This is a genomic window from Streptomyces sp. NPDC031379 (assembly GCF_055569615.1).
Genome location: NZ_JBVIIT010000022.1, coordinates 13,859 through 34,863, shown reverse-complemented (window position 1 = coordinate 34,863; position 21,005 = coordinate 13,859). Strand labels below are relative to the sequence as shown.

Annotated in this window: 19 protein-coding genes and 1 tRNA gene; 9 read left to right on the top strand and 11 right to left on the bottom strand. The window is 70.4% G+C overall.

Going from position 1 to position 21,005, the window contains the following annotated elements:
• Nucleotides 1-44: 44 nt before the first annotated feature.
• The 4 genes from ACZ5CW_RS28805 to ACZ5CW_RS28790 form a co-directional block, all read right to left on the bottom strand.
• Complete coding sequence (locus ACZ5CW_RS28805) at nt 45-1,760, bottom strand: relaxase/mobilization nuclease domain-containing protein (protein ID WP_468606367.1); 1,716 nt, start codon at nt 1,758-1,760, stop codon at nt 45-47.
• The gene (locus ACZ5CW_RS28800; protein ID WP_468606365.1) at nt 1,760-2,404 is read right to left on the bottom strand and encodes a MobC family plasmid mobilization relaxosome protein; all 645 of its coding nucleotides are present in this window, start codon (nt 2,402-2,404) and stop codon (nt 1,760-1,762) included. Before ACZ5CW_RS28800 ends, ACZ5CW_RS28805 begins: the two co-directional genes overlap by 1 nt.
• A 521-nt stretch (nt 2,405-2,925) precedes the next feature.
• Nucleotides 2,926-3,615 (bottom strand): zinc finger domain-containing protein, encoded by a 690-nt coding sequence (locus ACZ5CW_RS28795; protein WP_468606363.1) that lies wholly within the window; start codon nt 3,613-3,615, stop codon nt 2,926-2,928.
• 7 nt (nt 3,616-3,622) lie between these two features.
• On the bottom strand, nt 3,623-4,468 hold the full coding sequence (locus ACZ5CW_RS28790) for a helix-turn-helix domain-containing protein (RefSeq protein WP_468606361.1): 846 nt from the start codon (nt 4,466-4,468) through the stop codon (nt 3,623-3,625).
• 479 nt (nt 4,469-4,947) lie between these two features.
• On the opposite strand from ACZ5CW_RS28790, the gene ACZ5CW_RS28785 reads away from it, so the two are divergent.
• The 5 genes from ACZ5CW_RS28785 (at nt 4,948) to ACZ5CW_RS28765 (ending at nt 9,453) form a co-directional block, all read left to right on the top strand.
• The gene (locus ACZ5CW_RS28785; protein ID WP_330338755.1) at nt 4,948-5,205 is read left to right on the top strand and encodes a helix-turn-helix domain-containing protein; all 258 of its coding nucleotides are present in this window, start codon (nt 4,948-4,950) and stop codon (nt 5,203-5,205) included.
• Between the two features lie 142 nt (nt 5,206-5,347).
• Nucleotides 5,348-5,560 carry a helix-turn-helix domain-containing protein gene (locus tag ACZ5CW_RS28780; protein WP_468606359.1) on the top strand — a complete coding sequence of 71 codons (213 nt, stop codon included), beginning with the start codon at nt 5,348-5,350 and terminating at the stop codon, nt 5,558-5,560.
• Complete coding sequence (locus tag ACZ5CW_RS28775) at nt 5,560-6,708, top strand: tyrosine-type recombinase/integrase (protein WP_468606357.1); 1,149 nt, start codon at nt 5,560-5,562, stop codon at nt 6,706-6,708. The genes ACZ5CW_RS28780 and ACZ5CW_RS28775 overlap by 1 nt, the downstream gene beginning before the upstream one ends.
• A gap of 202 nt (nt 6,709-6,910) precedes the next feature.
• Nucleotides 6,911-8,977 (top strand): GNAT family N-acetyltransferase, encoded by a 2,067-nt coding sequence (locus tag ACZ5CW_RS28770; RefSeq protein ID WP_468606355.1) that lies wholly within the window; start codon nt 6,911-6,913, stop codon nt 8,975-8,977.
• Entirely contained in the window at nt 8,974-9,453 is a 480-nt protein-coding gene (locus ACZ5CW_RS28765) for an ASCH domain-containing protein (RefSeq protein ID WP_468606353.1), read from the top strand. The genes ACZ5CW_RS28770 and ACZ5CW_RS28765 overlap by 4 nt, the downstream gene beginning before the upstream one ends.
• A 39-nt stretch (nt 9,454-9,492) precedes the next feature.
• On the opposite strand, the gene ACZ5CW_RS28760 is transcribed toward ACZ5CW_RS28765, so the two are convergent.
• A complete protein-coding gene (locus tag ACZ5CW_RS28760) occupies nt 9,493-10,011 on the bottom strand; it encodes a hypothetical protein (protein WP_468606351.1) in 519 nt (172 codons plus the stop codon).
• Between the two features lie 537 nt (nt 10,012-10,548).
• A tRNA-Gly gene (locus tag ACZ5CW_RS28755) sits at nt 10,549-10,622 on the bottom strand.
• 548 nt (nt 10,623-11,170) lie between these two features.
• On the opposite strand from ACZ5CW_RS28755, the gene dcd reads away from it, so the two are divergent.
• Together dcd and ACZ5CW_RS28745 are read left to right on the top strand one after the other, a co-directional pair.
• A complete protein-coding gene (dcd, locus tag ACZ5CW_RS28750) occupies nt 11,171-11,746 on the top strand; it encodes a dCTP deaminase (RefSeq protein WP_468606349.1) in 576 nt (191 codons plus the stop codon).
• A gap of 13 nt (nt 11,747-11,759) precedes the next feature.
• The gene (locus ACZ5CW_RS28745; protein WP_468606347.1) at nt 11,760-12,263 is read left to right on the top strand and encodes a phosphoribosyltransferase; all 504 of its coding nucleotides are present in this window, start codon (nt 11,760-11,762) and stop codon (nt 12,261-12,263) included.
• Nucleotides 12,264-12,350: 87 nt separating this feature from the next.
• On the opposite strand, the gene ACZ5CW_RS28740 is transcribed toward ACZ5CW_RS28745, so the two are convergent.
• The 5 genes from ACZ5CW_RS28740 to ACZ5CW_RS28720 form a co-directional block, all read right to left on the bottom strand.
• Nucleotides 12,351-13,382, bottom strand: coding sequence for a Yip1 family protein (locus ACZ5CW_RS28740; protein ID WP_468606345.1), 1,032 nt, complete (start codon nt 13,380-13,382; stop codon nt 12,351-12,353).
• A gap of 65 nt (nt 13,383-13,447) precedes the next feature.
• Nucleotides 13,448-14,875 carry a hypothetical protein gene (locus ACZ5CW_RS28735; RefSeq protein WP_468606343.1) on the bottom strand — a complete coding sequence of 476 codons (1,428 nt, stop codon included), beginning with the start codon at nt 14,873-14,875 and terminating at the stop codon, nt 13,448-13,450.
• 35 nt (nt 14,876-14,910) lie between these two features.
• Nucleotides 14,911-16,323, bottom strand: a complete 1,413-nt coding sequence (locus tag ACZ5CW_RS28730) for an FG-GAP and VCBS repeat-containing protein (RefSeq protein ID WP_468606341.1) — start codon at nt 16,321-16,323, stop codon at nt 14,911-14,913.
• Between the two features lie 78 nt (nt 16,324-16,401).
• A complete protein-coding gene (locus ACZ5CW_RS28725) occupies nt 16,402-17,883 on the bottom strand; it encodes an FG-GAP and VCBS repeat-containing protein (RefSeq protein WP_468606339.1) in 1,482 nt (493 codons plus the stop codon).
• A 196-nt stretch (nt 17,884-18,079) separates the two neighbouring features.
• Nucleotides 18,080-19,384 carry an FG-GAP repeat domain-containing protein gene (locus ACZ5CW_RS28720; RefSeq protein ID WP_468606337.1) on the bottom strand — a complete coding sequence of 435 codons (1,305 nt, stop codon included), beginning with the start codon at nt 19,382-19,384 and terminating at the stop codon, nt 18,080-18,082.
• Between the two features lie 176 nt (nt 19,385-19,560).
• Here ACZ5CW_RS28720 and ACZ5CW_RS28715 point away from each other — a divergent pair, with 176 nt between their 5' ends.
• Both ACZ5CW_RS28715 and ACZ5CW_RS28710 read left to right on the top strand, forming a co-directional pair.
• Nucleotides 19,561-20,532, top strand: coding sequence for a hypothetical protein (locus ACZ5CW_RS28715; protein WP_468606335.1), 972 nt, complete (start codon nt 19,561-19,563; stop codon nt 20,530-20,532).
• 30 nt (nt 20,533-20,562) lie between these two features.
• Nucleotides 20,563-20,889, top strand: coding sequence for an antibiotic biosynthesis monooxygenase family protein (locus tag ACZ5CW_RS28710; RefSeq protein WP_468606333.1), 327 nt, complete (start codon nt 20,563-20,565; stop codon nt 20,887-20,889).
• Nucleotides 20,890-21,005 lie beyond the last annotated feature (116 nt).

Genomic DNA, 21,005 nt, shown 5'->3' with positions numbered 1-21,005 from the left:
TCTCGGCCGCACCGCCTCGCTGAAGCGAGGCGGTTGCGCCCGGATCAGCGGTGTCGGGGACGTGCCGCAGCCGCAGTGGGCTGGTGGGAGCGGCTCAGTGCAGGGTCGGCAGGCTGCCCCGGTTGCGCTATCGCGGCCGTGCGAGCTTGGGCGGCTAGCGCTCGGTCACTGGGTGCGTGCCTTTGGGAGAGGCGTTGGATGCGCCAGGTGAGGGTCCTGGCGGTGGAGCGGGCGTCGTCCAGTGCGCGCTGGTCGGCGGCGTGCTGGAGGAGCTGGCGGGGGTCGTGGCCGACGGTCTCGGCTTGGGTGAGAGCGGCGGCCAGTGCCGGCCACGCGGGGTCGTCGAGGACCTGATCGGCATGGTCGGGCAGGACGGCTCGTACATGCTGGACGTGGCGTTCCATGGTGCGGGCCGGTGGCGTGCGCTGAGCCAGTGCGGCCAGTGGCTGAGCCGCAGCATGCTCGTAGGCAGCCTGGAGGTGGATCAGGGTCTGGTGGGCGGCTGCGACCTGTTGGTCGTGTCGGCGGGCCTGGTGCCAGCGGGCGGCGGCGATGACGACCAGGACGGCGATGTCGAGGAACATCGCCAGCCCGCTCCCGTCGCCGGTGACCGGCGCGGTGCGCAGCGCGCGTACCGCGTTACGCAGGGCGCGGGCCTGGTCTTGCTGGGCGCGGATGCGGGAGCGGGAGGCGCGTTCGAACGCGAGGGCCGCCTGCTGAAGCTGTGCTCGCTGGTGGGCGGGGGCGATCAGCGGCAGGACGTCGAGGGCCTCGGCGAAGGCCGCGATGTGCGCCTGGGCCACCGTGTCGTTGCTGCGGTCGAGGTGGTCGGGGATGCGTTCGGCCGCCGCGGTGGCCTGGTGCCAGGGGTTCGGCCTGCGCCGGCTGCCCGCCCCGATGGCGGGTGGGGTGTCGATGCCGGTGAAGCGTTCGGCGATCTTGGGGAAGGACAGGTCGGGGGCGAGTTGGGAGCCGGAGAACCAGATTGGCTGGCCTGCGGCGTTGGTGTCGCCTTCGATGGCGACCTTGTAGCCGCGTACGTCCCCGGAGGGGAAGCGCTGAACGTCGACGCGGACACCCTCGACCCCGTCGAGCAGGTGGAGGAACTCCTCCGGGCTGGCGGCGACGGACACCAGTTGACGGACGGTGGTGCGCAGCTGTTCGCGGGAGGTCTTCTGCCGACCGTTGCGGCGGGCCTTCTCCTGCTCTGCTCGGGTGGGTCGCTTGGCGGCGGTGCGATCCCCGCGCACAACCTGCTGCAGGCCGTATTCCTTCTCGACGGCTGCCAGTTCGCGGTCGGCGGTGAGGTAGTCGTTCCAGTGGCGTGCGGTGCGAAGGTCGCCGCGGACCTTGGTGGCGGCGATGTGGATGTGGTCGGGTGCGTGGCGTACGGCGACCCAGCGGCAGCCGTCAGGGTCTCCGTCGGGTGCGATGCCGGTGGCTGCCACGACTCGGCGGGCGATGTCGGCCCACTCCTCGTCGCTGAGGTGGCGGTCGGTTGTGGCGGCGCGGATGGAGCAGTGCCACACGTGCTTCTCGGGGGCGCGGCCGTGCCGTCGGGCCTGCTTGACGTGCAGGTCGAGGTCGGCCACGAGGAGCCTCTTGGCGGCGTCGAAGTCGTCGGCGCGGCCGGGGTCCGGGGCGAAGCCGTCCCAGGAGGCGACCAGGTGGGGGTCGGTGTGGTCTGTGGTCTTCTTGGTGTCGAACAGGTAGCGAATCAGGCCGCTAGTGTCCTTGCCGCTGCCGATCTTCGCGATCATCAGGCTGCCTTCTTCGAGACGGCCTGGTTCGCGGCTGTCGCTATGTCGCCGATGGCTGTGCGGACCGTGGTGAGGGTGCGTTCGGCCTGGGCCAGGACGGCGGTGTCCCCAGGGTGTGGGTGGCCGTTGGAGTTGAGCTTCCTGGCGATCTGGTTGACGTTGTTGCCGATCTTTGCGACCTGGCTGCGCAGGGCGTTGAGTTCGTCGATGTAGTCGTCGAGCGGGGTGCGCTGGCCGGGCAGGGTGAGGTCACCATCGATGTAGGCCATGACTGCAGCGCCGACGAGGTAGGCGCCGCTGACGTTCAGCTTCTGGGCCTGGCCGAGGATCTTGGTCTTCTCCTCGATGCTGTAGCGGGCGTCGACCCGCTGCTTGCGCTGGCCGTTCGGGTCGGGCTTACGGCGTCGGGCGACGCGGTGCAGGGCGGCGGCTTCGGAGGCACGCGGCAGCTGGGCGGCAGCGGTGTCGGCGGGCTGTTCCCCCTCGGGCGCCCCCTGGTGCCCGAGGGCCTCCGCCACCCCCGGGGCGGAGGCATCCCCGTTGAGGCCGTCCTTGGACGGTCCAGCGGCATACCTTGCTGCGCGGTTGTCTGGGGCGATGGGCGTCTCCTGCCGGTTGGTGTGTTCATGGTGTCGATCGTGCATGTGTGGTTCTCCGGGTGTTCGGTAGGGGAGCTGAGCCGTCGGGGCGCCGAGCGAGGGCAGCGGTCGGAGCAATTCGGCGGTGGTGGGTTGAGGTCTGGACAGGTCGACCGAGATGGGCGCTGTCCGAGCGAGGGCTGCGGTTGAAAGGAGAGCGACGGGGACCGGTCCCCAAAGTGCTGCGGTGCACGGTCCCCAGACGCTTGGGGACGGGGACGCGATGCTCATCGGGGACGGTCCCCCTGACATGTCGTCACGGGGACGGTCCCCGTTTTTCTGCACGGTCCCGGTCCCCGAGGGACCGAAGGTGCTGCTGCGGGGACGGTCCCCGTTGCTGGGGCGGCTCTGGGGACCGGCATGAAAGGCCCTCTGAGCTGCGGTTTCAGGGGGACCGGTCCCCGGCGGTCGTCGGCACGGTCCCCTGGGGCGCGGTCCCCAAAGTGTTCGTCGGGACCGTGTACGCGGTTCGGGGACCGACGGACGTAGCCCCACGTAGCTGCCGCGAGGGGCGAAGCCGGACCCCGTCACGCAGTTCGGCGTCGGTCCGTCCGGGCAGCGGCGCGGTCGACGCGCGAGGGGTGGGGAGTCGCACGTGCGGCATGGCCCCGGGCGGTTCCGTCGGGGCTCGCCCTTCGGTGACGGCAAGGGGAGCCCACGGGTGCGTGGCACCAGTCGCACCGGACACGAAGCGCATCGGGGACGCCCTCGGCGACGGCGGCCTCGCGTGCGGCGCGGGTCGGACGGTAGTGGGCCAGCTCGGTGCGGACGGCCGGCGGGATGCACGACCCGATCTCACGCAGGCGCTCCTCGACGTCGCGAGGTCGGCCACCGCTGGCGATCTGCCGGTGCGTGGTAGGGGAGGCTATGCCGGCGGCGACAGCGTTCCGGGACCGGAGCAGCTCGGCTCGCCAGGCGGCCGGATCGTCGGGGTCGGCGGCGGGAGTGGGGTCGGTGTGCCGGTCTAGGCGGTCGCGTCGGTGGGCACGCCATCTGCGGGCGATGTCCACGGGCAGGATCGGGTAGGGCGAGTCGAGTACGTGGGACCGTATCGCCTCGCGGACGTCCCAGCCGCCGTCGGTGGCGAAGGGCACGGCGTCGAGTAGCTCCTGCCACTGGGCGATCTGGTCACGGGCCTCGCCCGTGCCGGTGCGGATGGTGCGGGGATCGAGGCGTCCGGTGTACGCGAGGACAGCGGCGATTTCGTGTCGGTCCAAAGGCGGGTTACTCCGTTCCGGTCGGTTCGTCGAGGGCGGCGAGCAGGGAGGCCATGTGCGCCTGGGAGCGCGTCATGCCGGGTGTTGGTGTGGAGGGTGTGCCGCCTGGCAGGGCGTAGAGGTTGGGGCGGCCAGGGGCGGGGGTGTGCTCGCGGGCGATCCAAGCGCGCCAGTCGGCCGCCCACGCGGCGGCGGTGCGGGGCGCCCAGGCTGCCCGGTAGGTGCGCCACTTCTCGTCGGCGGCGTGCAGTGCGTCCTCGCCGAGGCGGTCGAGGTGGCCGTGTTGCTGCAGCCAGGCACGGGCATCGTCGTCGATCTGCCATTCGATGGCGGGGATGAGCGGGGCAGAGCTGCTGCTGCTCTTACCGTTCACCTTCGGTTCTCTACTGTTCTGGGGGTCGGAATCTGCACCCCCCTCGGGTCGGAATCCGTACCCCCTGGGGGCCGGATTCCGTTCCCCGGGGTCGGATTCCGACCCCCCTTCGACGTGCTCGGCAGGGTCAGATTCCGATCCCCCGAGGGTCAGAATCTGACCCCCCTGGGTCGGATTCCGGTCCCCCTCCGCGGCCTGTTCGGCGAGGAACCGGGCGGCGCCCGGGAGGCGGTAGTACGTCTCGCCCCGTGGGCCCTTGCGGTCGGGGAGCTGCACGAGCTCGCCGTCGGCGATCAGCTTGGTCAGGGCGTCGCGCACGGCGGTGCGGGAGGCGTTGGCGCGTTTCATGAGGGTGGGCACGGACGCGTACGCGACGCAGTGCTGGTCGCGGCACCGGTCGGCGATCAGGGCGAGGACCATGCGGGCGGTGCCTTTGCTGTGGCTGTGATCCCACACCCATTCGCGGGCGTCGTAGCTCATCGGGCGGCGGCTCCTAGGTGAGGACGGGGAGGTGCGGTCGGCCCTCGTCGGGCATTGCACAGGGAGGGGGTTGCACACAGCCCCGGTCCGAGCGCGGGGGAGGGCTGGTGGCGTCGTATAGCCAAGACAGCCACACGCATGCCGCACAAGTCCAGCATTCCGCTGCGAAATCAGACAGCTGACGGCGAACGTGTGCTGCGAGGCATCACTAAAACCATAAACCCGGATCAGCGGTTACCGAAATAATGCACCGTCAGTTGAAGCCAGAAGCATCACATCGGGAGACCGTTGACTCCCTGCTGCGGCGCAAGCTACAACACAACATCCCACGTCAGAGCACTCTGTCGGGCCGGCGAAGGCAACGCCCGACGGATCCCCGAACCCCCAGCCCAGAGGTAACTCCCGCCTGTTCGCCGGGCGGAACATAGCCGACGATCCCCGGTTAACCAAACCGGCGAATGCAAGCTACAAATGGAGCCATGGCAGCACGATCCCTGGAAATCGGTACGGCCGGAATACGGACCGCCCGCAGCATCGAAATCCTCCGCACCGAACGCGGCCTCGCCCAGCGCGAGCTCGCCGCCCGCGTCACCGCCCTTGGCCGTCCGATGACCAACACGATGCTGTCCCGCATCGAACGCGCCCAACGCCGTTGCGACATCGACGACCTCGTCGCCCTCTCCCAGGCCCTCCGGGTCTCGCCCCAAGAACTTCTCCAGGGGCCCCGTGCCGCGTAACCCCAAGCGCTGCCAGCAGGAACGGCCTGCCGCCCAGAACCACCCCGAGTAAAGGACCCGTCGCCCTTGCGCCGATCCGCAATACCCCCTGCCCTTCCCCGCTCCCAGCGCACCGCTCGCACCACCGAGGAGGTGACCGCGAATGGCTGACCGCCTCCTGACAGTGGCCGAGGCCGGCGAAATGCTCGGTACAGGCGAGCGCTTCGTCCGCCGCCTGATCGCCGAGCGCCGCATCCGCTACGTGAAGCTCGGCCGCCCGGTGCGCATCCCGGAAAGCGCGATCGCCGAGTACGTCGAGGCGCGCACAGTCGAGCCGGTCCGCCGCATCCGTGCCCGCTACGGGAAGGCGGCTTGATGGCGGGACGCAAGCCGCAGCGGCGGCGCGAGTTCGGCACGGTACGCAAGCTCCCCTCCGGCCGGTGGCAGGCTCGCTACCTGGGACCGGACGGGCAGCGCTACACCGCGCCGGAGACGTTCGACACCAAGTCCGACGCGCAGGAGTGGCTCAACCTCACCCGCGCCGACATCGAGCGCAATCAGTGGCGCGACCCGGAGGCCGGGGCGGTCAACTTCAAGAAGTACGCCCTGCGCTGGCTGAAGGAGCGCGGACTGGCCCCGACGACGGTCGACCGCTACAGCGGTCTGCTGCGCCTGCACATCCTGCCGACCTTCGGCGGCAAGGACCTGGACGAGATCACCCCGCCCAGCGTCCGTACCTGGCGGGCCGAGCGCTTGAAGGCGACGGGCGCCACCACGGTCGCCAAGTCGTACCGGCTGCTGAAGGCCATCCTGCAGACCGCGGTCGACGATGACCTGCTCCGCAGCAACCCGTGCCGTATCAAGGGCGCCGGCAAGGAGGAGGCCGACGAGCGTCCAACGGCCATGATCGAGCAGGTCTTCGATCTGGCCGACGCCATGGGCCCGCGCTGGCGACTGATGGTCCTGCTCGGCGCGTTCGCCTCACTCCGCCCCGAGGAACTGGCCGAGCTGCGCCGTCGTAGTGTCGATCTCGACGATTGCTCCGTGCGCATCACGCAGGCTTCCCCGGAGCTCACCAACGGCAAGCGGGTCACCGGTGCCCCGAAGTCTCGTGCGGGTAAGCGCACCGTCTATCTGCCCGACTTCTTGCTCCCCGAGCTGCGCCGCCACCTGCAGTGGTTCGCCGAGAAGGAGGCGGACGGCCTCCTTTTCGTCGGTGAGAAGGGGGCACCGTTCCGCCGCTCGACCTTCGGGCGGAAGTGGCGCAAGGCGCGCGCCAAGGTCGGCATGCCGCAGAACTTCCGCTTCTACGACCTCCGGCACACCGGCAACACCCTCGCCGCCGACACCGGCGCCAAGCTGAAGGACCTCATGGTTCGCGCTGGCCAGTCCTCCGAGCGGGCCCAGCTGATCTACCAGCACTCGACGACGAAGCACCAGCGCAAGCTGGCGCGGGGCATCGACGCCGAGGTGCGGCAACAGCTTCGTGATTCAGCCGTCGAGCAGGGAGCCATGGAGGCGTGAGGAAACCCTGACCGACGGAGTCCGGCCGGACGGTTTCGTCGGCCGGACTCCGACACGTCGGCACCGCGTGCGACAGCCTCCGCAGTGCCGTGCGCCCCTCGTGCCCCCTTGAGAGACGGCCGTGAGTGAGATCAGCTTTTCCTGCATGCACTGACAGGGGAGTTGTGGGCGGCCGTGACCGGCCCAACTGGAGGGGGGAGCAATGGCGATCAAGTTGGTGTCCGTTTCGCCTGCGCAGGACGAGCTGATCGACAAGGCCATAGCCCTGGGTGATCGCTACACGAAGACGCTGGGGCTTCTGACGCCTCCTGCTTACCGGAAGGCAGCGGAGGATGGCGGCCTTCTGGCCGCGGTTGAAGCGGACGAGGTGCTCGGCTATGCGCTGTTCGGACTGCCGAAGAGGAGCGCGCGTATTCGGCTCGCACACCTGTGTGTGGCGGAGGAACAGCGCGGCCGGGGCATCGCCCGCCGGCTGGTGGAGAGCATCAAAGAGCGGTACCCACAGCGACTCGGGATCAAGGCCAAGTGCCGACGGGACTACAACCTGAGCGGGATGTGGAGGAGTCTCGGCTTCGTCCCGGATGGTGAGGTGCGAGGCCGCGGCCGTGACGGCGAGATCCTGGACGGTTGGTGGTTGGACCTCGGCCATCCGGACCTGTTCACGGAGATGGAGAGCGACGCGCTCCTGGTGGTAACGGTCGACCACGGAGTGTTCGCCGATCTGCGCGGCCTCGCTGACACGGCCGACGCGGAGGAATCCCGCGCACTGGAAGCCGGCTGGATGGCGGATCTCATCGAGCTCGCATACACACCCCAGCTGGTTCATCAGATCCGGGACCTCACAGACACGGCAGAGCGTCAGCACCAGCGGGCGGCTCTGACCGGCCTGCGCAAGCTGTCCCCCGACTCGGCAGCTGTGGACGAGCGAACCCGTGAACTACTCGTGGCCGCCACGCAGGCCATCCCCAGTCTGACCGTCGGCGCTGAGCTTCGGCTCTGCCTGCGGTACGTGGCCGAGACCTCATGTGCCGGTCTGCAAGTCCTGGCGACCCGCGATCCGCTGTTGTCCCGCCTGGCTGACGTGGCCTGGGAGGTCGCCCGGGTCCGGGTCGTCTCGCCTTCCACCGTGACGCTGCACGTGGATGAGTTGCGGCAGGCCCAGGTGTATCGCCCGGCCGATCTGATGGGGACGGAGTTCCGGTCCGGCGAGGTGGCACCAGGCGCAGAGGGCGAACTGGTCGCCTTCTTCCACCAGGCGGGTGGCGACGACGGCTCGGCCTTCGCCGAGCGCCTGCGGTCGCTGAATGGGGGTACGGTCGCCTGGCGCCGCGAACTGCTCAGGGATGGTCAGGGCCACCCGGTTGCCCTCTACGCATGGGCGCTGGATGGGCGAACGCTGGTTGTCCCCGTCCTTCGTACGGCCAGCCACCCACTGGAAGAGACTCTGGCCCGGCAGCTCCTCTTCCTGATCAAGCGGCTTGGCCGGGACTGCGGTGCAGAGATCATCCGCATCAGCGATTCGCATCCCTCCGCGGCCGCCAAGTCCGCGGCAGGCGACGACGGGTTCTTCGAGCATGACGGCAGGCTTGTCGCCCTCCTCGTGAATGTGTGCGGGACGGCTGCCGAGGTGGAGACTGTGGCGGGCGGACTGGCCCGCGAGCTGACCGTGGAGACGACCGCGCTCCGCGTCGGCATGCCCGCCGAGGTAGCCGCCGTGGTGGAGCGGGCGTGGTGGCCGGCGAAGGTCATCGACTCGGGGCTGCCGTCCTTCCTGGTGCCCATCAAGCCGCGCTGGTCAACCGAGCTGTTCAACGTCCCGGCCATGCTCATTCCTCGGAGTGACGCCCTGGGCATCAGCAGGGAGCACGTCTACTACCGTTCCTCGGGCCGCCGCGGGGAGAGCGTCCCGGCTCGCCTGCTCTGGTACGTCAGCGAGGGCAGTTCCCCGGGCGAAGGCCAAATGGTGGTGGGCAGTTCGCGACTCGACGAGGTGCTCATCGACACGCCCGACACCCTCTTCTCGAAATTCGAACACCTGGGCGTATATGGTCGAGCTGAGGTTCAAGCAGCTGCTGACACCTCCGGCCACGCCATGGCACTGAGGTTCTCGGACACCGAGATCTTCCCGAAGCCGGTGACGCTGCGGCGATTGACCTCGCTGGCCAGGGAGCGGGGACTACCGTGGTCGCCGAGTTCGCTGATCTCGCTGTCCAAGATCAGCGAGGAGCTGTTCCAGGCGATCTACCAAGAGGGGCACCGAACGACGTGAACGATCCGGAACGCGCGATGCTGCTGTCCGTCCACCCGCGCTTCGCCACCGCGATTTTGGCCGGCAGCAAGACGGTGGAGGTCCGCCGCCAACGCGTCGCTGCGCCACCCGGAACCCCGGTTCTGTTGTACGCGACCGCGCCCACCATGGCTGTGGTGGGCATGGCGCGCATCGCTTCAGTCCATGTCGCCTCCCCAAAGGAGGTGTGGTCCGCCCACAGCGCCCAGACGGGAATCACTCGGCGTGAGTACGACGCCTACATGAGTGGCGCGACTCAGGCGAGCGGCCTCACGCTGGAGGATCCCGTCTCCTTCGACGAGCCGGTGACGCTCAGCGCGCTGCGCTCCACGGGGGCTTTCCACCCTCCACAGAGCTACCGCTACATGAAGGGCGAAGAGCTTCGGCAGGTGGCCGTGGCAGGACCTGTCGTAGGCACCGCCCTTCGTGAAGCGTTGGGAGACCTGGTGCCTGCCTAAGGCAAGGGTCGAAGCCCTGGGTTGTCGCGTCCTACGTGATCAGTCGAAGAACAACGTGGCCCATGGGAGCCCAGCGACAACGCCGCCGTGGTGTGAACATGCACCTTGTCGGCCGATGGAGTTGGACGGCCACCTGTCGCTGCAGTGAGCGGGTGAGGGCATTTCTACCCGGCTGACCTCGGTAGGGGCCTGGTCTATGCGGGTGGCCTCGGCGATGAAGTCGCTGTCGAAGCACTCCTGGTGGTCGAGAACGATGCGTGCAGCCTGACCAGCCAGGTCGCGCTTCTTGGCGTACGCCGTTGCTATGTCCAGCTCGGTGGCCGATGTGGTGTCGAAGTTTCCGAGATCGTCGGGGAGCTTGGTCCCGAGCTGCAGGATGCTGATGTTCGGGTCGCTGGCGAACACCAATGGAATCGGTACGGCGCGGGCCTTGTCGCTCAGCGCAAGGGCCTCGGTTCGGTGTGGCCGGCACATGGACTCGTGCTGATCGTTCTTCCAGGCATCCCAGATACCGACGCCAAGGCCAACAAACACGGCCAGGGTGACGAGCGAGAGCACGACTCTGATCGTCCGTTGTTCTCGTTCTGCCTGCTGCCTCGCCGTCTCGGTCCGAGCTTTTGCCTCCTCGGCGGCAGCTTCACGCTCAGCTCGGGTGGCGTGGTGCCGACAGCCTCGGCCGATCTCCTGGGGGAGCTTGCAGGGCGTCCCTTTCTTCGTGGGACGCCCACAACGCGATGACGTTCGGCGTCTTCGAGAACGGTCGTACCTCGTGGGCATGGCGCGCATTGTGAACCACCCGCTCATGCTGCCGCTGCGAAACGACCGAAGTGCAGTCCGGATGGTCGACAGCTGCGTGCCAGCCCGCAAGTCGTCCTTTGCGTAAGCGACTTCACCATCATTTGCACAACTTGTGGCGCAGATCACGCGAAATACGTCTCGCCATTCGAGACGAACCAGGGCGGGGTGGCCAGAGAGGCGACCAGGCACCCCTGAAATGACCGCTCAGCCTCGACTTAGGGCACGCGGAGGGCGCGCCGCCCTCAAATTGGCCTAGACAACAAACAAACCCCAGGCCACTGACCTGGGGTTTCTCTCTGGAGCGGGTGACGAGAATCGAACTCGCGCTCTCAGCTTGGGAAGCTGATGTTCTACCATTAAACTACACCCGCGTAAGTCGGATTCGGTGATCCCCGAGGGGGTCGATGTCCCGACGCTCGCTCACTGTACATCATTGCGGACCCCCGGTGCTTCGGACCGGGGGTCCGTGTCCGTTCCGGGGGGCGGGATCCGGCTGCGGGCGGCCGGAGTTGGGGCGTACGGTGGAGGCATGGCGGAGGGTCCCGGCAGGGCCGGAGTGCCGCCTGGAGCACCGTCTCTTTGATCCCGTAATGTGGCTTTTGTCGTCAGGTCAGTAAGCCCGACGAGGCTCTTGGGGAAGGGACATAAGGGACTTGATGGAACGCACCGTCGTCCGCTGTGCGGATGGGCACGTCTTCAGCACCGCTTCGTTCCCGATGCAGAAGGCCGAGCGGCTCGGCCCCGGCCGGCTCGTGAGGTGTCCTCGCTGTGCCCGGCTCCGCAGCGTCGTGCCGGTCACCCTGCAGAAGCGCTAGCGGCGGGACAATCGGTAACCGGGTGGTGACACCCCGCAGTAGCGCCGGGCGCGCGGAGTCGTCACGATTGTCACGGCTCCGCGCGCCTTGCGTATCCTCGCTACGTGCTTCTCTCAGACAAGGACATCCGGGCCGAGATCGACGCCGGCCGGGTACGGATCGATCCCTACGACGAATCCATGGTGCAGCCGTCGAGCATCGACGTACGGCTGGACCGGTATTTCCGGGTGTTCGAGAACCACCGGTACCCGCACATCGACCCCTCCGTCGAGCAGGCGGATCTGACGCGGCTCGTGGAGCCCGAGGGCGACGAGCCGTTCATTCTTCATCCGGGGGAGTTCGTCCTCGCCTCGACGTATGAAGTGATCACGCTGCCCGACGACCTCGCCTCCCGCCTCGAGGGGAAGAGTTCGCTCGGCCGCCTGGGGCTGGTCACGCACTCCACCGCCGGGTTCATCGACCCGGGCTTCAGCGGACACGTGACCCTGGAGCTGTCCAATCTCGCCACCCTCCCCATCAAGCTGTGGCCGGGCATGAAGATCGGGCAGCTGTGCATGTTCCGGCTGTCCTCGCCCGCCGAGTTCCCCTACGGCAGCGAGCGCTACGGCTCCCGGTACCAGGGGCAGCGCGGGCCGACCGCCTCGCGGTCCTACGTCAATTTCCATCGGACCCAGGTGTGAGGACAGCCACGGCATGAGCAACGCAGACGTGCGGGAGAACCTGACCTACGAGCGGTTCGGGACCGCCGTGCGCGAGCTGGCGCAGACCATCGCCGACGACGGGTACGAGCCGGACATCGTGCTCAGCATCGCCCGGGGCGGGGTGTTCGTCGCGGGCGGGCTCGCCTATGCCCTGGACTGCAAGAACATCCACCTGGTCAACGTGGAGTTCTACACGGGCGTGGGGACGACCCTGGAGATGCCCGTCATGCTGGCGCCGGTCCCCAACATCATCGACTTCTCCGACAAGAAGGTGCTCATCACCGACGACGTCGCGGACACCGGCAAGACGCTCAAGCTCGTGCGCGACTTCTGCCTCGACACCGTCGCCGAGGTGCGCTCCGCGGTGATCTATGAGAAGTCCCACTCGCTCGTGAAGTGCGAGTACGTCTGGAAGCGCACGGACGACTGGATCAACTTCCCGTGGAGTGTCGAGCCGCCGGTGGTGAAGCGGGCCGGACAGGTGCTCGACGCCTAGTTCCACCACGTACGAAAGGCCCCCGGCTGCCGTGCCGGGGGCCTTTTCCGTGCGCCGTGGACGTGCGCCGTGACGTGCGCCGTGGGACTAGAACGTGCCCAGCTTCACGATCGACAGCAGCGCGATCAGCTGGATCGCCGCCGCGCCCAGTGCCTTCGGCCAGGGCAGGTCGTGGGAGCGGGAGACCATCAGGGTCAGCAGCGCACCCGCGCCGATCCAGGTGGCCCAGCCGAGCAGCTGGACGAAGCCGGCGTCGCCGCCGAAGAACATGGCGACGACCAGGCGGGGCGCGTCGGTGAGCGCCGTGATCAGCATGGACAGGCCCACGGTCGGCTGCCAGGCGCCGTCACCGCCGAGCTGGCGGGCCAGGGTGTGGGTGACCACGCCCAGGACGAACAGGCCGAGCACCATCACGACCGCCGTCACCAGCACGATCGGGACCGCGTTGGAGAGCGTCGCGCTGATCGCGTCCGCGCGGGCGCCGTCGAAGCCGAAGACGGCGAGCAGGCCGTAGAGGAAGGTGACGATGACGGCGGGGGCCCACATCGTGTAGTCCCGCATGCGCAGGAACGTCTGGTCCGGGGACAGGACGATCCCCTTCAGCAGTTCCTTCCAGTGCAGCGGCGGGCCCACCGGTGCGGCGGGAGCGGCGGCGGAGCCGGCGTGGTAGGTCGCGCCCCGGGTGTAGCCGGCGGCCTCGTCGACCGAGAACGCCTGGGTGTGGCCCGGGTTGTTCGCCGCGTAAGGGTCGTGTCCGCCGTGCCCCGCGCTCGGGTAGCCGCCGTCGTCGCCGAAGTACTCCGGGCCGTCGTCGGCCGGCCCCGGGTACCCGTACGACTGTCCCTGCTGCGGGTACGGCGGCTGCTGCGCCGCCGGGTAGCCGTACGAGGGGCCCGCGGGCTGCCCGTACGACGGTCCCTGCCGTCCGCGCGACGGCCCGCCGGGCCGCCCCTGTCCGTACGACGGTCCCTGCGGCGCCTGCTGTCCTTGGGGGGTGCGGTTGTCCCGGCCCCCGCGTCCGATCCTGAATCCAGCCACGTCATCGAACGTACCTGGTCCCGGAGACCGACGTGCCGGGCCCGGGCGTCCGGGCCCGGCTTTGCGGCCGACCTGTGACATCCCCTAAGGGAGCGTCAGGGGGGTGATTCAGGGTTCGGCCGGGGATCCCCCCGGCTTCCCCCGCGTCAGTTGTTCAGGACGGCGCCGTACCGCGGGGCGCCCGCGGTGGAGACTCCGGTGGCCGACGGGCCGAAGGAGAGCGCACCGGCCGTGGTGGGGCCGCCGGCCGCGCCGCGCAGCGACCAGACCGCGCCGTCGCTCGCGTTCTCCCCCGGGCCCGCCACGGTCAGCTCCGCGCGGCGGTCGCCGGAGTGGTCGGCGAGCAGGACCCGTGCGCCGAAGCGGTCGCCCTTCTCGGCGGCGCCGGGGACGCCCGCGGTGTTCTGGGTGTACGACACCGCGCCCTTGGTGGTCAGGCCGGAGGCGCTGCCGTAGAGGAGGGTGACCGACCCGGTGCCGGAGTCCTCGCCGGACGCGCCGATCGCCAGGTCCTTGAACCCGTCCCCGTTGACGTCGCCCAGGTGGACGCTGCTGCCGAACGCGTCGCCCGCCTCGGCCGCGCCCGGCACGCCCGCCGTGTCCTGGCCGAGGACCAGCGGGGCGCGGGAGGTGTCCTTGCCGCCCGGTCCGCCGTAGACCACGGTGACCTTGCCGCCCTTGGCACCGGCCGGGTCGGCGGAGGTCTCGGCCGGGTTGCCGATCGCGATGTCGGCGTATCCGTCCTTGTCGATGTCGCCGATCGCCGAGACCGTGCCGGCGGGCAGGTCCTGCCACCAGTCGGTGAAGTTGCCGATGGACGGGTCGGTGACCAGGTGGGTGACGGCGGCGCCGGTGCGGGGCTGCCGGCCGTGCACCACCAGGCTGGTGGACCAGGCGGGGGAGACACGGCCGGCGGTCACGGACGTGACGCCGTACGAGGGGGAGTAGGAGGAGGGGAAGCCGGAGCCGGAGCCGCCCTGCCAGCTCCCGGACCTGGTGACCGGGCCGTTGACGAAGGACAGGGCGACCGAGCCGGTGGAACCGATCGCGACGTCCGTGTCGCCGTCGCCGTCGAGGTCGCCCGCGGCCAGCGCCTGCCCGTAGCGGTCCACCTCGTCGTGCCAGTAGTCGATGACCGTACGAGCCCCGGACAGTCCGCTCCCGGCGCCCCAGACGACGACGACCGTGCCGTCGTTGGTGTCGCCGTCGACGTCCTCACCGGGCGCGCCGATCAGGAGGTCGGCGTAGCCGTCCTTGTTCAGGTCGGCGGAGGCGACGGCGCTGCCGAACGCGTCGCCCGCCTCCGCGGTGCCGGGCACGCCGGAGGTGTTCTGGGTGATCAGGGTGCGGGTGGCCGTCTTCAGCCCCGTGGAGCTGCCGTAGACGACCGACACGGCGCCCGCCTTGGACTGGCCGCCGACGGTCGCGTCGGGGGCGCCGATCGCGAGGTCGGCGCGGCCGTCGCCGTTGAAGTCGTACGGGGCGGCGGCCGTGGCCGCGTGGGCGGCGGGCACGGTCAGGGCGAGCGGGGCCAGGGCCCCGGCGAGGGCGACGGCGAGGACGCGTGGACGCATGGAGTTCCCTTGTGGAAGCCGGAGTCGGGGGCGTGTCACTGGGCGATGGCCCAGGCGAAGTCGCCGTTGCCCTTCACGGAGACGTCACGGGCGCTGATGAACTTGGCGTAGTCGGTGGTCAGACCGGAGGCGGTGCCGCGCAGGACGGTGACGGCGCCGTGGCCGTCCTCCCCGCCCGCGCCGATGACCAGGTCGGCCTTGCCGTTCTTGTTGATGTCCGTCAGCCGCACCGACTGGCCGAACTGGTCCCAGGCCTCGGAGCCGCCGGGGACGCCCTCCGTGTCCTGCGTCCAGGTCTTGGCCCCCTTGGTGGTCAGGCCCGAGGCGGAGCCGAACAGGATGGTCACCGCGCCCGCCTCGCCGATGCTGCCCAGGTCCTCGCCGGGCGCGCCGACCGCGACGTCGGCGTAGCCGTCGCCGTTGATGTCACCGGTGCCGATCGAGGAGCCGAACAGGTCCTCGGCCTCGGCGGCGCCGGGCGCGCCCGGGGTGTCCTGGTGGATCACGGTCGGGGTCTGGTCGGGGTCGGGGCCGTTCGGGCCGCCGTACCAGACGGTGATCTGGCCGCCCTTGTGGCCGGACTTCTTGGACGTGGTGGGGTCCGAGGGGTCGCCGAGGACCACGTCGCCGTAGCCGTCGCCGTTGACGTCGGCGATCGAGCCGGGCAGGCCGTCGGCGTTCGGCAGGCGCTTCATCGCCTGCTTGGAGCCGTTCCAGGTGTAGTAGATGATGTCGCCGCCCTCGTCGCCGTCGACGAGGAACGGGTAGAAGCGCTCGGCCGCGCCGTCGTGGTTCAGGTCGCCCGCGAACACCTCGGTGGTGGTGCCCAGTTCGCCGACGCGGAGGTTGTTCACCGGGGTGCCCGTGCGGGTGAAGGGGCCCTTGTAGATGCGGGTCTCGGTCCGGCCGGTGAGGGTGACGTCGGCCTTGCCGTCCCCGTCGAAGTCGGCGACCGCGATGCCGCGGGCGAAGTCGCCCCACTCGGGCAGGGTGGACGGCTGGGGCACGAGGGCGCCGCCGGAGAGGCCGGACGTGCCGCCCCACAGGATGGTGGCGCTGCCCACGGAGTCCCGGTCGCCGATGCTCTCGCCGGTGGCGCCCACGACGAGGTCGGAGTAGCCGTCGCCGTCCAGGTCGCCGGCGGCCAGGCTGGCGCCGAAGAGGTCGCCCTGCTCGGCGGTGCCCGGGACCCCGGCGGAGTTCTGCGTGATCACGGTGCGCCGGGTGGCGGAGACGCCCGAGGACGAGCCGTAGAGCACGACGACGGCGCCGGCCTGCTGGGCCGTGCCGACGTCGTGGCTCGCGGCGCTCAGGGCGATGTCCAGGTAGCCGTCGCCGTTGAAGTCGCCGGCCAGCCTGGAGGGGGCGGCGGCGGCCGGGGTGACGGGAAGGGCGGTGAGCAGGCCGGTGGTCAGGGTTGCGGCCAGCAGGAGGACGCGCTTGCGCAAGACGGGGCTCCGGATGGGAGTGGGGCCGGGCCCGCGGTGCTGCGGGTCCGGCCGGGAGGGAGGGAGAGGGGGGGTCGGTCAGTCGGCGAACAGGGCGCCGAACTGCGGGGTGCCCGTGGTGGAGACGCCGGCGGTGCCGGCCCCGATGAAGCGGCTGCCCGAGGTGGTGATCTTCGTGCCGTTGGACGGCAGGTAGGTGAGGGCACCGTCACCGGCGTCCTCGTAGGCGCCGATCACCAGGTCGGCCTTGCCGTCGCCGGTGACGTCGTCGAGCTTGACGTCGGTGCCGAAGAGGTCGTTCTTCTCGTTGCCGCCGGGGACACCGGTGGTGTTCTGGTTGAACGACTGGAAGCCGGAAGCGGTGTTGACGCCGGACGCCGAGCCGTAGAGGACGGTGACCGCGCCGGTGTCGGTGACGCCCTCGATGTCCTCCAGCGGGGCGCTGACCACGAGGTCCTGGAAGCCGTCGCCGTTGATGTCGCCGAGGTCGAGGTCCCAGCCGAAGGAGTCGCCCTTCTCCGAGGTGCCGGGGACGCCGCCGGTGTTCTGGTTGATGCCGGTGGTGGCGGCCGGACCGGAGGCGGAACCGTAGGTGACGTTCACCCGGCCGCCGTTGGAGGCGTCCGGGACGGGGGTGCCGTCCTCGATGGTGGCGTCCCAGCCGGCGCCGCTGACGATGTCGCCGAAGCCGTCGCCGTTGATGTCGCCGATCGCGGTGATGATGCCGGGCTTGATGGCCTTGGCGGAGGAGCCGGTCAGGCCGCTCGCGGTGCCGGGCAGCCAGTAGTTGGTGTTCCAGCCGTACTGGGTGGACGTCTCGTAGCCGTCGACCACGAGGTCGGTGCGGCCGTCGCCGTTGACGTCACCCGCGGTCAGGCTCATCGGGCCGAACGGGTAGTCGTTGCTGCCGGACAGGATGGGCGGCTTGACGGTGGTGAGGCTGCCCGCGGTGCCCGAGCTGCTGATCCCGCCCTTGTAGAGGTACAGGGTGGCGGCGGAGCTGCCGACGACCAGGTCGGTCTTGCCGTCGCCGTCGAAGTCGCCGGCGGCCAGGTCCTTGCCCCAGTAGTCGTGGCCGGAGACGGCCGGGTCGACCAGGTGGGCGGACTTGCCGGTCAGGCCGTTCTGGGACCCGTACAGGATGACGAGGTCGCCGCCGTTGGTGTCGGTGCCGACCTTCTCGTACGGGGAGCTGACGGCGAGGTCGTCGTAGCCGTCGTTGTTGAAGTCGCCGAAGGCGGTCTCCCGGCCGAAGCCGTCGCCGGCCTCGGCGGTGCCGGCGACGCCGGTGGTGTCCTGGCTGATGACGGTGCGCTTGGCGGAGGAGACGCCGGTGGCCGTGCCGTAGAGCACGACGATCTGGCCGGCGTCCTTGTGGCCGCTGACGTAGGCGCCGGGCGCCGAGGTGGCGACGTCGCCGATGCCGTCGCCGTTGAAGTCGGCCTTCGCGACCTTGACGGAGTCGGCGGCGGTCGCGGGCGAGGCGACGAAGGTGAGCAGACCGCCCGTCAGCGCGGCCGCGGTGGCCGTCGCGAGGGCGAGTCGCCGGTGCTTGTGCATGCGGGTTCTCCTGCGGCATGCGGGGGATGCCTGGCGGGCATCCACAGTCGATGGGGTGCGGACTGCCCGTGTTCGACGCGGGTTCTCCCGCGGTTCACAGGCGATCGGCGATCAGGAGACCTGTGCCGGGGCGTAAAGGTTGTACGTGAGTTCGGTAATTTTTCGGGGCTGTGGTGACGGCGGGTGGGCCGTGGGGTCACGGCTCCAGGAACGCCGAGGTGGAGAAGGCCACCACCGGCTCGGCGCCGACCAGTTCCTTCGCCGTGCCCCCGTACACGGCGACCGTGTCCCGCGTCTCGCCCCGGTACGTCCGTACGGCCAGGTCGGCGCGTCCGTCCCCGTCGAAGTCGGCGGCGGCCAGGACCCGGGTCGTGCCGGCGGTCCGGGGAACGACGGTGACTGCGCCGCGCGTCGACAGCCCGGCCGCACCGGCGCGGAAGAGGCGCAACCGGGAGCCGCTGGAGAGGAGTTCGTCGCGGCCGTCCCCGTCGAAGTCGGCGGCGTCGAGCATCGAGCCGGGGGCGGCGAGGGCGGCCCGGGCGGCCGGGACCGGGAGGTCGTAGCGCAGAGACGTTTCCGCCATGCCGCCCACGGCCGCGTCCAGTGCCTTGCCCCGCCCGAAGCGGCCGAGGGCGACATCGACGCCCGAGGGCAGGACGGCTCCGGTGCGGGCCGGACCGGTGGGGCCGCCGAGGACGACCGCGGCCCTGCCGGTGCCCTCCGCCGCACGGACCACGAGGTCGTCGTACCCGTCGTCGTTCACGTCGGCGGCGGGGCCGACGGGCACCTCACCGGGGGAGGTCAGGGGTGCGCCGGCGGCGTGCGGGGCGCCCTGCCGGCTGAACGGGCCGCGCAGGTAGGACAGTTTCCCGCCGGAGGCGTGCAGCACCAGGTCGGCCTCGTCGTCGCCGTCGAAGTCGCCGCACACCGGCTGGTCCGGCCAGTCGTTGCCGTAGCGGGCGCGGGCCGGGACGGCGAGCTTGACCCCCCGCCCGGTGAGCCCGGCCGGAGAGCCGAAGAGGATCTGCAACGGCACCGGGGGCTGCCCCTGGCCGTCGTACGGCGGGTCGGTCGACACGATCAGGTCGGTGAAGCCGTCGCCGTCGAGATCACAGCCCTCCTCGGCGTCGAAGACGGCCGGAAGCCGCCCCGCGGTGGGGGCCGCCTGCTTCTTCGGGCTGAGCAACTGCCGGGCTCCCGGCCTGAGTCCGCGCGCACTGCCGTACACGATGCCGATGCCCGCGTCGTCGGCGTGGCTCTGTGCCTTGACCAGGTCGTCCAGGACGAGGTCGCGGTGGCCGTCGCCGTTGAAGTCGTCCGGGACCCTGCTGCCCTTGCCGTGCGGGACGGGCAGCGAGGCGGGGGCGTCCGCGACCGTCGTCCGCGCGGGCCGGCCGGCCTTGCCGCCGTCGGCCGGGCCACAGGCGCCGAGCAGGCCGCAGGCGCCGAGCAGGAACGCGCAGCCGGCGGCCATCGCCGCATCCGCTCTGCCGCTTCGCATTCGCACCGTCCATCTCGCAGGCCCCGTTGGCAACCCCCGGCAATGATGCACGTGTTCGAGTGGTGGCGACACCCCGCCCCCGGCCGGGAGCCGCGGCCGGGGGCGGAGGCCGGGGGTGGACAGGTGGGCGCGGCCCTGATTCCCTACTGGGCCGGTCAGGCGTCCGGGGGGAATGGATGGCGTTCACGCTGGTGTGGCTCGTGCGGCTGTGCGGGCTGGTGGGATGGGTCGCGGGGGTGGTCGCCTGCACGTGGCTGCTGGGGGTCGCGCCCATGTCCCACCCGTGGGACGGGCCGCTGCTGTGGGGTGGCGTGGCCGCGGGGTGCGCTGCGGTGCGGGTCGTGGCGCTGTGGGTGCTGCGGCTGATGGACGAGGCCGGCCCGCCGGACTTCGGCGGGGTCTCACTGACGAAGGGCGGCCGGAGGACCGGCACACCGTGGCCCGGCCTCGGCGAATCCGCGTTCTGGGTCAAGGGCCGTACGGCTGTCGTCTGGCTGCTGGTTGCCCTCGCCTCCGGCGCCATGTTCGCCTGCCTCTTGAGCATGCCGTCCAACGAGCGGATCGAGAAGCTGCGGGACGCGGGTGCCGAGGTCGGCACGGCACGGGTGGTCGGCAAGCCGCTGCGGACACGGGCCGAACTGGACGACGAGGACCAGGTGAAGGGCTACGCCTCACGGCTGGCGCTCGCCGTCGACGGCGGCCCCGAACGCCTCCTCGTGAAAGGCGCCTACACCTACGACAAGCCCCGTGCGGACACCCGGGTCGAGGTGCTGTGGTCCCGCTCGCAGCCCGGCCTGGGCGGATACGTCAACGAGTCCAAGGACCTGCCGACCCTGGCCGCGGGCCGCTGGAAGGCGTTCCCGGACGACGAGCTGGGCGGGGCGGCCCTGTTCGCCTTCGTCCTCGTCGCGGGGGTCTTCGGCGTCGTCATGGCCGCGGTCTTCGCCCTGGCCCCCGACACCGACTCCCTCCAGGAGCGGGCCTGGTCGGCGCCGGCGCAGACGGTGCGGGGCCTGTTCCTCGTCGGGCTCTACGCGGCCTGGCGCCCGATCCTGCTCGGACAGGACGGGAACGTGGTGTCGTTCCTGTTCGCCGGCGGCGGCTTCGTCCTCGTCCTGTTGGTGTACGCCGGCACGACCTCCTTCTGAGACGGCCGCGGTGTGGGTCAGGATGGGGGTATGAGCGTAGTGAAGATCAACGTGCTGACCGTTCCCGCCGAGCAGCGGGAGGTGCTGGAGAAGCGGTTCGCCTCGCGGGCCCACGCCGTGGAGAACTCCGACGGCTTCGAGTGGTTCGAGCTGCTGCGACCCGTCGAGGGCACCGACCAGTACCTCGTGTACACCCGCTGGCGTGACGAGGAGTCCTTCCAGGCGTGGATGGAGGGCCCGATGAAGTCCGCGCACCAAGGCGGCGGCGAGGGCGGCGAGCGGCCCCGGCCGGCCGCCTCCGGCTCCACCCTGTGGTCCTTCGACGTGGTGCAGCAGGCCGGTCCCAAGGGCGCGTAGCCGGCACGCCGCGCATGGGGCGCCCCGTCGCCGAGTGGTCCTGGGCGGACTGCCCGGGTTCTCGACGGGGCGCTTCGCCACGAAGGAGCCGAGGCCGGCCTCGGCTCGGACGAGTC